The sequence below is a fragment of the Lachnoclostridium sp. An14 genome, assembly GCF_002160755.1.
Classification (GTDB): domain Bacteria; phylum Bacillota; class Clostridia; order Lachnospirales; family Lachnospiraceae; genus Lachnoclostridium_A.
Genome location: NZ_NFLE01000001.1, coordinates 102546 through 115990, shown reverse-complemented (window position 1 = coordinate 115990; position 13445 = coordinate 102546). Strand labels below are relative to the sequence as shown.

Genomic DNA, 13445 nt, shown 5'->3' with positions numbered 1-13445 from the left:
GATCCGGCAGTGCCGGACCATTTTATCTTATAACGCGATAATGACGTCCTTCTGGGCGTTCTCAGGCATATTCTCTTTGTCCATGGATACGCTCAGCACGAAGGTCACGTGATATTTCTCGCCGATATTTTCCAAAGTAGTGATCGTTTCGGAGATGTCCTCTCCCTCCAGGGCCGCCAGCTTTAAAAAGCTGTCTAAAAACATCATCTCCAGATCGTAATCCTGAGAAATGATTCCACAGATGAAACCCACGAACGCTTCGCTGGAAGTGATGGGATACTCCTTCACGTTGATGAGACGAATCTTATTGTTCAGCTCGTACATATGCTTGGAACTCTTGTCCAGGTATACGATGGAACCAGTGGATTCCTTTATGGCCGCATTGGCCTTATCCAACAGATATTTTGTCTTTCCTTTACCCTTTTCTCCTGCGATGATCTGAACCATAACAATATCCTCCTTGCGTTTATTGAATTTGCATAAAAATCAATTCATATTATCATAATTATAGAACAAATTCTCAAAAAAGGCAATCACTAATTGACAATTTTATTCACAAGATTTGTCATGTTGTCATAGAGGGCCGGACGGCTGTCCGCTTTGAGCACAACGGAGATATATTCCTCTCCGCTGTCCGCCTGGCTGGAAATGATCAGGCAGTATCCGGCGGCACTGGTGGTGCCGGTCTTTCCGCCTGTCACGGTCACTCCCTCAGGAGTTTCCCGGTCTCCGGTCAGAAACTGGTTTCCCATCTTCCATGTCTGCGTTACGGTCTCCCCTGCTTGGTCCACGTATTCCGCATAGTAGGAAGGTGTCCCCACGATCTTCCGAAATTCCGGCTCCTTCATCGCTTCATTGTAAATCAGGTACAGATCATAAGCGGTGGTATAGTGATCTTCATCCGTTAATCCATGGGGATTGGTAAAATGGGTGCCGGTGGCGCCGATGGCCTTCGCCTCCTCGTTCATCATGGCGGCAAAATCCGGAATGCTCCCGGCAATATGTACGGCAATGGCTGCCCCGGCGTCGTTTCCCGACGGCAGCATCAGCCCGTAAAGGAGCTGTTCTAAGGTCAGCTGATCTCCCGGATGGATGTTGCACAGGGAGGCGCCCGCCTCCGTGATCACCGCGTCCTCTGTCACAGTCACCAAATCGTCCAGATTCCCATGGCGGATTGCCACCAGGGCCGTCATCACCTTGGTGATGCTGGCCGGATAAAGCCGCTCGTACATATTTTTATAATAGGGAACGGTTCCGTCTGAGAGGGAGAACAGGGCCGCCGCTTCCGCAGTGACCGTCCCGTCTTCATAAGCTCCGCTCCCGTCGGGCACGCACAGATCCGCCGCGAAAAGCTCCGCCTGAGGAAAGCCGTCGGAGGAAAATTCCCGCTCCGCCAGCGTATAAGGCCGCTCTGTCACCTCTCCCCGGCAGCCGGTGAGGCCTGCTGCCGCGAAAAGAAGAACCGCCGCCCCTATCCGCGCCCGTCGTTTTAACGTAGTTATCTGTATGCTTCTCTCCATTCCATATCTCCACGGTCCAGGGACTTGATGAGCAGCTCTGCCGTAGCCACATTGGTAGCAAGGGGAATATTGTAGAGGTCGCAGAGGCGGACCACGTCATTGACATCCGGCTCGTGCTCCTTCGGATGGAGCGGATCCCTCAAAAAGATCACCAGGTCAATGGTGTTGTGCTCGATCTCCGCGCTGAGCTGCTTGTTGCCGCCTAAATGGCCGGCCAGAAACTTGTGTACGTTTAAGTTTGTGACCTCCTCGATGAGGCGTCCTGTGGTCCCCGTCGCATACAGGACATTCCTGCTTAAAATCCCCCTGTAGGCGATGCAGAAGTTCTGCATCAGCTTTTTCTTTGAATCATGGGCTACTAAACCGATATTCATTTACGAAATCCTCCTTCTTTAATGCTTATTTCTCTGAAGTCCAACATTTAATAAAACCCCCAGCCCGATGTACATACTGACAAGCGAGCTCACTCCGTAGCTGATGAACGGAAGGGGAAGCCCCGTATTGGGGAAGATCCCCGTGGCCACAGCGATATTGGCAAAGGTCTGGAAGGCTAAAAGCGCCGACACCCCACAGCAGATCAGCTTTCCCGACAAATCCCTCGCCCGGTGGGCCATCCAAAGACATTCAAACACCAGCACGGCAAACAGCGCGATCACCAGCACGCAGCCGATAAAGCCCAGCTCCTCGCCGATGACGGCAAAAATAAAGTCCGTCTGCTCCTCGGATAAAAAGTTTCCGTTTTTCACAGACGCCAAGGTATTGTTATTCAGCCCCTTTCCCTTTAGCATCCCTGAGCCGATGGCCATAATGGAATTGGCCTGCTGATAGCCGGTGGACGCGTAGTCGTCAGGGTTTAGCCAGGCCATCACGCGGGTGATCTGGTAGCCCTGAAGGAACGGAATCTTCGTGAGGATGTCCGTGAACCTGGCCAGATAGATCAGCAGTCCGCCTACGGGCAGAACCACCGCCAGGGCTCCGAAAATCCATTTATAGCTCAGGCCCGCCATGTATACCATGCAGGCCAGAACAAACAAAAGTACCAGGGTGGTGGAGAGGTTCGGCTCCTCCAGAATGAGGAAGGCCGGCACCGCAAACACCGCCGCCGTTAAAAGCAGGGTCCGCACCGAGTTCAGGGACTCCCGGTTTTTTGACAGAAACCAGGAGCCAAACACGATCATGCCGTGCTTGACAAACTCCGAGGGCTGGAACTGGATGCCGCCGATCTTGATCCAGCGGGTGGCACCGTTTACGTTTTCACCGAAAACGAGAACCGCCAGCAAAATCAGGATGCAGCCGGCGTAGATGACCCAGCTGTAAATCTGGAGTTTCTGGTACGGGATCAGGGAGATCACCAGGGCCATCACAAGGCCCAGGGCAATTCCCACCGCCTGCTTTCCCACCATCCCCGCGTCCTGCCCGGAGGCACTGTTGATCACCAGCAGTCCGATGAAATTCAGCGCCAGCACGTACAGGATCAGACGGATGTTGTAGTTTCTGAAATTGTAATCAAACAGCATAGTTAAAATGTCCCCTTATTTCCCATATGCAGGATTGGTATATTGGCATAAAGGGCCGGCATTTTTCTTCCGGCAGCAGCAGTCTCCTGCCGGATCTGTATCTCAATTCCCCCCTGGTCGATCTCCATGTAGCGGGAGACGGCGACCGCAAGGTCCTCTTTTACCATTTCGATCAGCTCTGGGGAACAGTCTGTCCTGTCTGCCGCCAGGATGAGGCGCAGCCTGTTTCTGGCCAGCTCCCCGGAATTTCTCCTCCGGAATCCGGATAACCACCTCATGCTCACTCCCCCTTACGCCCGTTTCAGAAAACCGGACAGCCGGCGGATGATGCTTTTGGATGCCTCCAGATTCATGAGGGGAACATTCTCCCCCACAAGCCTTCTGCATATATTCATGTAAGCCTGTCCCGCCAGGGATTCTCTCCCCGCCAGGGGCTCTCCCTGGTTGGTGGAAATGACGATGTCCTCGTCATCCGGGATGGCTCCGATCATATTGACGGAGAGGATGTCCACCACATCTCCCACCGACATCATGTCGCCGCGGCGCACCATATCCATGCGCACCCGGTTTACGATCAGGTCGATCTCGCCCATGTCCTCCGCCTCCAAAAGACCGATGATCCGGTCGGCGTCGCGGATGGCGGATACCTCCGGGGTGGTCACCACAAAGGCCCGGTCCGCTCCGGCTACGGCGTTCTTAAAGCCCCGCTCAATGCCGGCGGGACAGTCTAGGAGAATGTAGTCGAAATCGCCGCGGAGGTCGTTGACCAGCTTTTTCATTTGGGCCGGGTTGACAGCGGTCTTGTCCCGCGTCTGGGCCGATGGCAGTAAATACAGGTTGGGATATCTTTTGTCTTTAATCAGGGCCTGCTTGATCCGGCAGTTTCCCTCCACGACGTCCACCAGATTGTAGACGATGCGGTTTTCCAGGCCCATCACCACATCCAGGTTGCGCAGTCCGATGTCGGTATCAATCAGGACTACCCGGTAGCCTAAGATGGCCAGGCCTGTTCCCACGTTCGCGGAGGTGGTCGTTTTGCCTACCCCGCCTTTTCCGGAAGTAATCACAATGACTTCACTCATAATGAATATCCTCCTGATATGAAATTGCCATAGTATATTGTAGCAAATTTTCTGGAAATTTTCCAGTATTAAATAAAATTAATCCGGCTGAGAAGGTTCTTTTTCAGAGATTTCACCGCGATGCGGCCATTCTCAATGCCGGCGATCATGGGGCCGCGGCCCAGGCGTCTGGGACGGTCCCCGAATTTTTGCTGGATGCCCGCGATTTTTATCTGTATGGGAGCCATCTCCAGGGCTACGGCCACCGCTTCAAAATCTCCGGCGGCGCCGGCGTGGACTGTTCCCCGCAGCTCGCCGAGGACGATGATGTTTCCCTTGGCGGTCACCCGCGCTCCCTGGGCCACATCCCCGATGACCACGATGCTGGCCTCTGACTCCAGGGTTTCCCCAGGGGCCAGGCTGCCTTTGTAAAAGTTGCCGGTCCGGGAGTTTAACTCCATGAGCTTGTCGTTTAAGGCCTTCTCGCACCGCTCAATGCGGTGCACGTCCCGGTCTAAGAGGCAGAGAATCTCAATCTGGGAGTTTTCTGTGATGGTGTTCACCACCGCGAATTCTTCCTCCGGCGTCATCTTCCGCCCCTCTAAGGTCAGGGCCATCTGGACGGAGCCCCAGAATTTGGCGCTCTCCCGGAATTTGGCGGCCACGTCCGCCAAAAGCTCCTCAAAGGGAGGGGCCGGGTCCAGAAAGACCGTAAGCCCCGATTTGTTTCCTTTTATCACCACCGTATTGTGCATCATGCTGATCCCTCCCAAGCGCAGGCAGCCCATTTGCCGCCGGAGCGTCCATTTTTCTAATCCCCGCTGCGGGTCTTTTCTGGTGTTGGTCTCACGCGTCCGGGTTAGTCCCGGATGTTGACGTTGGTGGCCTCCGAAGCGCCGGTGTTTAGGATCTGATCCAAGGGCGTGTAGCCGAAGTAGAATTCGTACACGTTTTTGGCCAGGGCCGCCGCGTTTCCGGAGGTGTATCCGTTGGGAATGTTTACCGTCACGCTGATCTGCGGGTCCTCGTAGGGGCCGTAGGAAATGAAGAAGGCGTGGTTGGCATGGCCGCTGGTCTCCTGGGCCGTACCGGTCTTTCCTGCCACGCTCACCTCCAGATCCTTGAAGATGCGGTTGACGGAGCTGTTGGTAATCACCTGCCTCATGCCCTGCTGGACGGTGTTCCAGGTGGAATCCGCCACCTCCACCTGAGAGTAGACCTCAGGGGTGAAATCCTCGATCAGATTTCCGGAGGCGTCCGTCACCTTGTCGATCAGGCTTAAGTTGTAGACCGTGCCCCGGTTGGCCAGGGCGGTGACGTAACGGGAGAGCTGGACGTTGGAGTAGGCGTTGGTGGCCTGTCCCATGGCGGAACGCTCCGGGTCCTCCGTGGTCATATGGGGGGCTACCTCCGGCAGCTCCACTCCGGAGGTGCTGTCCAGGCCGAATTTGGCGGCGTACTCCCGGATGATCTCCACGCCCCTGGACGGGGTGTAGAGCCCGTTTTCATCCATGGAGAGACGGTGTCCCATCTCGTTGAAGTAGTAGTTGCAGGAATTCTGGATTCCCTCAGCCATGGTCTGCGCCCCGTGGTTTCCCGGATAGATGGAGCAGCGGATGGGCTTTGCCACCTCCTCGTACACGCCGGTGCACTCGATCAGCTCTCCGGAGGAAACGACTCCCTCCTCCAGGGCGGCGATGGCGGTAATCGGCTTAAAGGTGGAGCCGGGAGCCTTTACCACCTGGGTGGCGTTGTTGTACAGGGGGTTGGACAGGTCGTTTAACAGGCTGTTGTAGTAAGCCGTGTCCATGGTTCCGGACAGGCGGTTGTTGTCATAGCTGGGGTAGGTTACCAGGGCTAATACCTCCCCCGTATCCACATCCGTGACGGTCACCCCGGCAGTGCAGGGCTCCAGGGCCATCTGGGCCGGGGTCAGCTCGATGTTGGAAATCTTTTTCTTTATGAACTGGAAGGCGTACTCCTCTCCGTTTCCGGTGAGGGCGGCGACTTCCGCTGGATCGTATTCCAGGACGCCCTGGTCGTAGAGGGCCAGGCACAGCTCCCGCCCGGTGATGGTCCCGCCGTGAATCAGATAGTCGTAAATCTTTTTGTCGAAGGCGGAATCCCCGTAAAGGCCGGCCAGAGTCTCCTCCACCAGGACGGAGTAGATGTCGTCGGCGCTGGAGTATTTGTTGTCGATTTCCAGCTTGGAGGTGTCGATCCAGCTGCCGGCGATGCCGGCGTAAAGGTATTCCCGCAGGCTGCAGGTGTTGTTCTTCCACGCCTGATAGGCCTCGCTCTCCTGATCCACATTCTTTGTCACCAGGATGCCCACTTGGTCAGAGGCCAGGTAGGAGCTGATGTAGGACATATAGTCAGCCATGTCCTCCGGGAGCTGATCCATGGGGGTGGGATGGCTGCTGTAAAGCTCATTTCTCAGCCGCTCAAAGATCTGGTCCTTGGAGGAGGTAAATTTCCGGTAAATGCCCGCCTCTGTCCCGGAGGCGTCCTCCGCCGCGAAGTGGCTGGCGGAGAGCACGTTGTTGTTGATCAGCTGGAAATAGGCGTCGGCGATGGGGATCAGACGGCTGGAGCTGTCCCGGGTGGCGTTGACGCTCTCGTCGGCGTTTACCAGCTTGGAGGCCACGATGCCGGCCAGCTGTTTCTCCACCAAATGGTAGATGCCCTTCTGCAGGTCCCGGTCCAGGGTCAGATACACGTCCTGCCCTGCCTCCGGATCCGTCTGGGACAGAACCTCCATTACCCGTCCCACGTTGTCCACACAGATGGTCTGGTGGCCTTTTTTGCCCTGGAGAGCCGTTTCCATATCGGCCTCGATGCCGGTTCTTCCCACGATGTCCGTGAGCTCGTAGTCGGAATTTTCCGCTTTTAAAAGCTCCAGCTGGTCCTCCTGCACCTTTCCGGTGTAGCCGATGATGGGAGCGAAATATACGCTGTCGTTGTAAACTCGGATGGTGGTCTCCGCCACGTCCACCCCTAAAAGCTCCGCGGAGTGCTCCGTGATGTCGGCCATGGTCTCCTCGCCGATGTAGGAGGTGACCTGGGTGGCCTCGTATTTGCGGTAGGCCGTCAGGCCCATGGTGTAGCGGATGTTGATCACCTGGAGTGCCTCCTCGTCGGTCATCTCCACCGGATTTCCGTCCTCGTCCTTTAAGTCGTTTAAGCCGTACTCTTTCATCCTGTTTTCAAACAGCTCCCTGGCGGTGACGTCCGGGTATTTCCCGTCGGGGCCGGTGAGCTCGTCGATGGTCTTTAAGCCGTAGAGATCGCTTAAAAACCGCTTTCTGGAGGTCTCTGACGTGGAGGTATAGTACATTTCCCCGCTCTCGTCTATGGCCACCTCAAACCGTCCGATGACGCTTTCGCCGTGGCGGTTTAAAATGCGGACCAGGCGGAGGAACATATTGTTTTTCTCCGCGGAGGTGGAATACTCTCCGTTGTCCTGGATGGTGACCACGTAGGCCAGCTCGCTGTAGGCCAGGACGTTGTCGTTGCGGTCGTAGATATTGCCCCTGGTGCCGGGGGTGCTCACCTCCCGCTCCGTCAGCTGGATGTAGTCCCGCAGGTAATCCTCGCCGTGGACGATCTGCAGATCGAACAGCTTGGAAATGAGGACCGCGAACATCCCGGAAAATACAATGGCCATGACGGCCAGCCGGGAGGAAATGAATTTTCCCGCCAGGGTCTTTATCAGATCAAGAATGTCATGAAACAAAATCCGTATCTCTCCTTTTTTCCAGCTCCTCCATCTTCCTGGTGATAAACAGGAACACCCGGTAGATCACCAGGGTCATAAGCGTGGTGAAAATCACCTCCGGAAGGATGATTTCCCGGAAATAATACAGGAAATGCAGCCGGTTCCGGATCAGAAAGAGGAAGATGTAAATGTAAAGGTTGTAGGCCAGATCGTTGACCAGGCTCAAAATCAGGGGCAGGGGAATGTAATCCTCATAGTAGTATTTGGTAAAAATCCCGTTTGCATACCCCATCCATACGTAAAACAGGGTGTGAAACCCAAAGGGGCCGCTGTAAAATAAGTCCATCAGGACTCCGCAGAGAAAGCCGCAGAGCATCCCCGCGTCCTTGCCGCAGATGAACCCGAAGGAGAAGGTCAAAATCAGCATCAGGTTGGGCGCCGCGGAGAGGAAAGGGATCTGGGGGAAGACGCAGCTTTGAATGATAAAGGCCGCGATGGCCAGCACCAGATTGATCACCAGCCGTCTCATGCCTCGCCCTCCGTGCCGGCGGATGTGGATCCGGCATCCTCTGCCGTGTCACCGGAGGCGTCTGCCGCAGTTTCCGCGGAACCGGTTCCGTCTTCCGGCGCCGTGCCCTCGGAGGTTCCGTCCTCCGCGCCCTCTCCTGCGGTTTCCCCTTCCGCCGGGGCAGTCTCCCCGTTTTCTGACAGCTCACTCTTTAAGTCGGTGATCACAAGTACCTCCTGAAGGGTGTCAAACTGGGCGGCCGGGATGAGATAGCCGGACCGGGTCACCCGGTTGTTGTCAATGGAAATGTCGGCGGCGTAGCCGATAAACAGGCCCGGCAGGAAGACGGAGCTGATATTGGAGGTGACAATGCGGTCCCCCTCCTTTACATCTCCCTCTAAGGGGATGTGGGTCAGGCGCAGCCTTCCTTCCTTATATAATGTGAGATCGCCCTCCACCACGCAGTTCACACCGGACTGCATGGCCATGGAATAGACCTCGCTGGAATCGTCAATGATGGAGCGGACGGTGGCATAGTTTGCCCCCACGTCCGTCACGATCCCTACCAGGCCGCCTCCGGCGATCACGTTCATGTCCTTACGGATGCCGTCGTTGGAGCCCTTGTCAATGCGGAAGATCTGGAACCAGTCCCCGGAGTCCTTGGCAATGACCCGCGCGCCCACCTTCTGGTACTGCATATATTCCTGGTCCAGGCCGTAAAGGCTGCGGAGCCGGTCCAGCTCAAACTGCTCCTGCTGCAGCCGTCCGTTCTCCTCTGTGAGGGCGGCAACCTGGCTTTTTAACTCCTCGTTTTCCTGGAGGGCGTCCTGCAGATTGGAATAGTTCCGGAGCTTTTCGTAGGCGGCCGATCCGGCCCGGTTTACTCCGGACTGGATGGGCGTGAGCACGTAGCCCACCCCGTTTCGCAGAGGGGCCAGAAAGCCATCGTTTACGGAAGAAATTCCGATCAGCAGGATGCAGAATACACTCAGTCCGATCAAAATATATTTGCTGCGCTTTGATTCCATCTATAACATTCCCCGTTCTTTTAAACTCATAAATGCGTTATCTCCGATAATGATGTGATCCAGCAGGGCGATGCCTACCACCTCTCCCGCCAGACGCACCCGTTTCGTAAAAGCCACGTCCTCCCGGCTGGGAGAAGGATCTCCGCTGGGATGGTTGTGGACTAAAATCAGGCTCACCGCCCGGTAGCGCAGAGCCTCGATGAAGATTTCCCTGGGGGTGGCCAGGGAGGCGTTCACCGTGCCTCTGGAGACCAAAAGCTCTTTGATGAGCACCTGCTTGGTGTTGAAAAACATGGCCCGAAGCTCCTCCTGCTCCCGGTGGCGCATCTCCTCCATGTAGTAGCCGGCGATGGCTTCGGGGCTGTGAAAAGACAAGGTCTCTCCCGACGCCGCCTGGCGCCAGATCCGCCTGGACAGCTCCCCGATGCAGAGCAGCTGGCTGGCCTTTACGGGACCGATCCCGCGGATCTCCATCAGCTCCGGCAGGGAGCGGTGGAGAAGGCTTAAAAGCCCGCCGTCCTCTCCCTCCAGAATCTTTCTGGAGAGGGCCAGGGAGCTGTCTTTTTTCGTCCCAGTGCGGATGATGACGGACAAAAGCTCCGCGTCGCTTAAGGCCTCCGGGCCGTGGGTAAAACATTTTTCGTAGGGGCGTTCCTCCAGGGGAAGCTCCTTCATGGTAATCTCGCTCATCGTTCCTCCTGTTCTGACGTGACTCTCCAGGTACGCGTTTCAGGAGCGCCGGATGGGTTTCCGGCAGATAAGCCGGCGAAATCCCGCCGGACCTAGATCCAGCGGAATACCAGCAGGGCGATGACGACTCCGATGATGCTGGCCATGGTGATTTTGATGCTCAGTCCAAAGGTGATCACCAGGATCCCCAGATCTAAGGTCATGGCGGGGGTGATGCCGAAGGACTGGCCGAAGTTTAACCAGGACAGCATGGGGATGCCGGCCGCCAGATTTCCCATAAAGCCGCCCAGCACGATTCCCGCCAGAAGAAGGATCAGAAGGATCCAGAAATTTTTATTTCTCATTGGTAAGCACTCTCCCATTTTAGTTCGTACTATTCTATCACAAGATTTCCTTCCTGTATAGACCGATTTACAGGCGCACGATGCCGGCGTCCGTCAGTTTCTGTAAGGACATGAGGATGCCGAGCTTGGCGTGATACCAGGTGAGGCCGCCCTGGAAATAGACGGCGTAGGGAGGCTTTATGGGGCCGTCGGCGGAGAGCTCGATGGAGGAACCCTGGACGAAGGCGCCTGCCGCCATGATCACCGGGGCGTCGTAGCCAGGCATATCCCAGGGCTCCGGGGTCACAAAGCTGTCCACCGGGGCTGCAGCCTGGATGCCCTTGCAGAAGGCGATGACGCCCTCCGGGGTGCCGAAGGTCACGGCCTGGATGATGTCGTGGCGGGACTCGGTGCTGTCTGGCACCACGGAAAATCCCAGCTTTTCATAGATGTTGGCGGCGAAAATCGCCCCTTTTAAAGCTCCGGCCACCACGGTGGGGGCCAGGAAAAAGCCCTGGAAGAAGGACTGGTTAAGGCCTAAGCTGGCGCCCACTTCCTTGCCTAAGCCGGGGGCGGACAGGCGGTAGGCGGCCCGCTCCACGCACGCTTTCGTGCCCACGATATAACCGCCGATGGGGGCTAAGCCGCCGCCGGGGTTCTTGATCAGGGAGCCTACCATCATGTCGGCCCCCACCTCCATGGGCTCTATGCGCTCCACAAACTCTCCGTAGCAGTTGTCCACCATGCAGATGATCTCCGGCTTGATGCCTTTGATGAAGGCGATCAGCTCTCCGATCTGGGACACGGATAAGGTGGGGCGGGTGGCGTAGCCTTTGGAGCGCTGGATGGCCACCAGTTTCGTCCGCTCGTTGATGGCGGCGCGGATGCCCTCGTAGTCAAAGGAGCCGTCCGGCAGCAGGTCCACCTGGCGGTAGGTCACGCCGTACTCCTTTAGGGAGCCGGCGGCGTCCCGGATGCCGATGACCTCGTCCAGGGTGTCGTAGGGCTTTCCCACGGGGGAGAGGAGCTCGTCCCCGGGGCGTAAGTTTCCGGACAGGGCGATGTGCAGGGCGTGGGTGCCGCTCATCACCTGGGGGCGCACCAGGGCGTCCTCCCCGTGAAAGGTTTTGGCGTACACCTCCTCCAGCACGTCACGGCCCAGGTCATTGTAGCCGTAGCCGGTGGTGGCGGCAAAATGGATGTCGCTGACCCGGCACTCCTGCATGGCCCGGATGACTTTCATCTGGTTGTACTCCGCCGTCTCGTCGATGGCGGCAAACCGCTCCTTTAACTGTTTCTCTATGTCCAGTCCGAACTCCAGCACGGCGTCGCTGATGCCGAGGGATCCGTACATTTCTTTCATTTTCATTGTATCTCCTTCTCGCAGTCGGAACAGATTTTCTGCAGCATCCGACTGCTGTTAAACTGATATTCTTCCTGGGTAAGCCAGCGGGTGTCCCGCTCCCGTTTAAACCAGGTGAGCTGCCGCTTGGCGAAGTGGCGGGTGTCCCGCTTGATGATTTCCACCGCCTCCTCCAGGGTGCAGTCCCCGTTTAAGTAGTCTAAGATCTCCTTGTAGCCCAGTCCCTGCATGGAGACCATGTCTCTGGTACAGCCCATTTCCTTCAGGCGGCGCACTTCCTCCACCAGCCCCTGTTCCACCATCTTGTCCACCCGCAGGTCAATGCGCTCATAGAGAGCCGCCCGGTCCATGGTGATCACATAATATAGGAAATCATAGGGAGAGGTCCTGGCTTTCTCCTCCCGGTTGTGGTCGGACATCCGTTTTCCTGTCTGGCGGTAGTATTCGATGGCGCGGATCACCCGTTTCCGGTTGTTGGCGTGGATGGCGGCGGCGGATTCCGGGTCGATTTCCGCTAACATCTCGTGCAGGTACTCCGCCCCTTTTTCCTCTCCCAGCCGCTCCAGCTCTCTGCGGATGGTGCCGTCTTCCTCTGTCTCCTGGAAATGGATGTCGTAGAGGAGGGCCTGGATGTAAAATCCGGTCCCTCCCACGATGATGGGCAGCCGTCCGCGGCTTCGGATGTCCTCCACCGCCTGGCGGGCCATGTTCTGGAAAATGGCCACGTGAAACGGCTCCCACGGCTCCAGCACGTCGATGAGATGGTGGGGAACTCCGTCCATCTCCTCCTTCGTCACCTTGGCGGAGCCGATGTCCATGTGGCGGTATACCTGCATGGAGTCGGCGCTGATCACCTCCCCGTTTAAGGCCTTGGCGGCCTGGATGGAGAGGGAGGTCTTTCCCACTGCCGTGGGGCCGGTGATGATTAAAAGGGGACAGCGGGCGCTCATGGCTGATCTTCCTTTCCACCCTCCCTGCGGATTTTTTCCAGGCAGGCCTCTTTTAAGGTCTCCTGAAGGGCTTTGGTGTAAGGAGAAAAGGCGCACTGCTCTTTTCCGTAGACCAGGTTCAGCTCATATTCCAGAGGCAGCCAGGTGGAAATCGGGGCCTCATTGTGCTGGACAATGGCCTCCATCCGGTCCAGGGACTTGTAGAGTTTGGCCTCCTTCGTCTCCTGGGCGTCCATTTCCCGGTAGAGCTCCCTCATTTCCGTACAGAAAGGCTCCGGAAGGCTGGCCACCCACTCCGCCAGCACCTCGGCCTCGTGGATCTCGTTTTCCCCGGTTTTTAAGAACGTGGGGATGTCCCCGGTGAAGGCCTCTCCCAGATCGTGGATCAGGCACATCCGAATGACCTTGTCCATGTCCAGGTCCGGGTATTCGTCCTTTACAAAGTAGGCCATGAGGGCCACCCGCCAGCTGTGCTCCGCCACGCTCTCGTGACGGTTTTCAGAGGTCCAGGAATGGCGGGTATTGTTTTTCAGCCGTTCCGCTACGGCCAGAGCGTCGATAAACGCTTTGATCTCCATAAAACTCCTCTCTCCGGAGGAATCCGCCCGCTGTAATCAATATATGATGGTTCCAGGAAAAATAGACGGGGGAATCCAGCCGGTGCTCCTAGTATAGCATGGAATGAATTGGTTATTTCTTACAATTTGCGTAAGATTCCTTTTATAGTTTACATAAAATTATTATGTAAACTATTTTCTGCTTTTCGT

General features: G+C 56.5%; 15 protein-coding genes. All 15 read right to left on the bottom strand.

Going from position 1 to position 13445, the window contains the following annotated elements; translation table 11 throughout:
• Nucleotides 1-27 precede the first annotated feature (27 nt).
• Nucleotides 28-447: a twitching motility protein PilT gene (locus tag B5E84_RS00505; protein WP_087217681.1), complete on the bottom strand. Its 420-nt coding sequence runs from the start codon at nucleotides 445-447 to the stop codon at nucleotides 28-30.
• Nucleotides 448-536: 89 nt separating this feature from the next.
• Nucleotides 537-1502 (bottom strand): D-alanyl-D-alanine carboxypeptidase family protein, encoded by a 966-nt coding sequence (locus tag B5E84_RS00500; protein WP_442911382.1) that lies wholly within the window; start codon nucleotides 1500-1502, stop codon nucleotides 537-539.
• Nucleotides 1499-1894, bottom strand: coding sequence for a methylglyoxal synthase (mgsA, locus tag B5E84_RS00495; protein ID WP_087217678.1), 396 nt, complete (start codon nucleotides 1892-1894; stop codon nucleotides 1499-1501). The genes B5E84_RS00500 and mgsA overlap by 4 nt, the downstream gene beginning before the upstream one ends.
• A gap of 18 nt (nucleotides 1895-1912) precedes the next feature.
• Nucleotides 1913-3037 carry an FtsW/RodA/SpoVE family cell cycle protein gene (locus B5E84_RS00490; protein ID WP_087217677.1) on the bottom strand — a complete coding sequence of 375 codons (1125 nt, stop codon included), beginning with the start codon at nucleotides 3035-3037 and terminating at the stop codon, nucleotides 1913-1915.
• A gap of 2 nt (nucleotides 3038-3039) precedes the next feature.
• A complete protein-coding gene (gene minE, locus B5E84_RS00485; RefSeq protein ID WP_087217675.1) occupies nucleotides 3040-3315 on the bottom strand; it encodes a cell division topological specificity factor MinE in 276 nt (91 codons plus the stop codon).
• A 12-nt stretch (nucleotides 3316-3327) separates the two neighbouring features.
• On the bottom strand, nucleotides 3328-4119 hold the full coding sequence (gene minD, locus B5E84_RS00480) for a septum site-determining protein MinD (protein ID WP_087217673.1): 792 nt from the start codon (nucleotides 4117-4119) through the stop codon (nucleotides 3328-3330).
• 68 nt (nucleotides 4120-4187) lie between these two features.
• The gene (locus B5E84_RS00475; RefSeq protein ID WP_087218198.1) at nucleotides 4188-4853 is read right to left on the bottom strand and encodes a septum site-determining protein MinC; all 666 of its coding nucleotides are present in this window, start codon (nucleotides 4851-4853) and stop codon (nucleotides 4188-4190) included.
• Nucleotides 4854-4957: 104 nt separating this feature from the next.
• Nucleotides 4958-7834, bottom strand: coding sequence for a penicillin-binding transpeptidase domain-containing protein (locus B5E84_RS00470; RefSeq protein WP_087217671.1), 2877 nt, complete (start codon nucleotides 7832-7834; stop codon nucleotides 4958-4960).
• Nucleotides 7824-8345, bottom strand: coding sequence for a rod shape-determining protein MreD (gene mreD, locus B5E84_RS00465; RefSeq protein ID WP_087217669.1), 522 nt, complete (start codon nucleotides 8343-8345; stop codon nucleotides 7824-7826). The genes B5E84_RS00470 and mreD overlap by 11 nt, the downstream gene beginning before the upstream one ends.
• On the bottom strand, nucleotides 8342-9352 hold the full coding sequence (gene mreC, locus B5E84_RS00460; RefSeq protein WP_087217667.1) for a rod shape-determining protein MreC: 1011 nt from the start codon (nucleotides 9350-9352) through the stop codon (nucleotides 8342-8344). Before mreC ends, mreD begins: the two co-directional genes overlap by 4 nt.
• Nucleotides 9353-10042 (bottom strand): RadC family protein, encoded by a 690-nt coding sequence (gene radC, locus B5E84_RS00455; protein ID WP_087217665.1) that lies wholly within the window; start codon nucleotides 10040-10042, stop codon nucleotides 9353-9355.
• Between the two features lie 92 nt (nucleotides 10043-10134).
• A complete protein-coding gene (locus tag B5E84_RS00450; protein WP_087217663.1) occupies nucleotides 10135-10386 on the bottom strand; it encodes a DUF4321 domain-containing protein in 252 nt (83 codons plus the stop codon).
• 67 nt (nucleotides 10387-10453) lie between these two features.
• On the bottom strand, nucleotides 10454-11734 hold the full coding sequence (locus tag B5E84_RS00445; protein ID WP_087217661.1) for a methionine gamma-lyase family protein: 1281 nt from the start codon (nucleotides 11732-11734) through the stop codon (nucleotides 10454-10456).
• Nucleotides 11731-12678, bottom strand: a complete 948-nt coding sequence (gene miaA / locus B5E84_RS00440) for a tRNA (adenosine(37)-N6)-dimethylallyltransferase MiaA (RefSeq protein ID WP_087217659.1) — start codon at nucleotides 12676-12678, stop codon at nucleotides 11731-11733. Before miaA ends, B5E84_RS00445 begins: the two co-directional genes overlap by 4 nt.
• Nucleotides 12675-13256 (bottom strand): HD domain-containing protein, encoded by a 582-nt coding sequence (locus tag B5E84_RS00435; RefSeq protein WP_087217657.1) that lies wholly within the window; start codon nucleotides 13254-13256, stop codon nucleotides 12675-12677. The genes miaA and B5E84_RS00435 overlap by 4 nt, the downstream gene beginning before the upstream one ends.
• Nucleotides 13257-13445: the final 189 nt, after the last annotated feature.

What these genes read in the sequence shown, in the direction of transcription:
- B5E84_RS00505 (WP_087217681.1), bottom strand. Translation starts at nt 447, where the DNA reads ATGGTTCAGATCATCGCAGGAGAAAAGGGTAAAGGAAAGACAAAATAT.
- mgsA (WP_087217678.1), bottom strand. Translation starts at nt 1,894, where the DNA reads ATGAATATCGGTTTAGTAGCCCATGATTCAAAGAAAAAGCTGATGCAG.
- B5E84_RS00490 (WP_087217677.1), bottom strand. Translation starts at nt 3,037, where the DNA reads ATGCTGTTTGATTACAATTTCAGAAACTACAACATCCGTCTGATCCTG.
- minE (WP_087217675.1), bottom strand. Translation starts at nt 3,315, where the DNA reads ATGAGGTGGTTATCCGGATTCCGGAGGAGAAATTCCGGGGAGCTGGCC.
- minD (WP_087217673.1), bottom strand. Translation starts at nt 4,119, where the DNA reads ATGAGTGAAGTCATTGTGATTACTTCCGGAAAAGGCGGGGTAGGCAAA.
- B5E84_RS00475 (WP_087218198.1), bottom strand. Translation starts at nt 4,853, where the DNA reads ATGCACAATACGGTGGTGATAAAAGGAAACAAATCGGGGCTTACGGTC.
- mreD (WP_087217669.1), bottom strand. Translation starts at nt 8,345, where the DNA reads ATGAGACGGCTGGTGATCAATCTGGTGCTGGCCATCGCGGCCTTTATC.
- mreC (WP_087217667.1), bottom strand. Translation starts at nt 9,352, where the DNA reads ATGGAATCAAAGCGCAGCAAATATATTTTGATCGGACTGAGTGTATTC.
- radC (WP_087217665.1), bottom strand. Translation starts at nt 10,042, where the DNA reads ATGAGCGAGATTACCATGAAGGAGCTTCCCCTGGAGGAACGCCCCTAC.
- B5E84_RS00450 (WP_087217663.1), bottom strand. Translation starts at nt 10,386, where the DNA reads ATGAGAAATAAAAATTTCTGGATCCTTCTGATCCTTCTTCTGGCGGGA.
- B5E84_RS00445 (WP_087217661.1), bottom strand. Translation starts at nt 11,734, where the DNA reads ATGAAAATGAAAGAAATGTACGGATCCCTCGGCATCAGCGACGCCGTG.
- miaA (WP_087217659.1), bottom strand. Translation starts at nt 12,678, where the DNA reads ATGAGCGCCCGCTGTCCCCTTTTAATCATCACCGGCCCCACGGCAGTG.
- B5E84_RS00435 (WP_087217657.1), bottom strand. Translation starts at nt 13,256, where the DNA reads ATGGAGATCAAAGCGTTTATCGACGCTCTGGCCGTAGCGGAACGGCTG.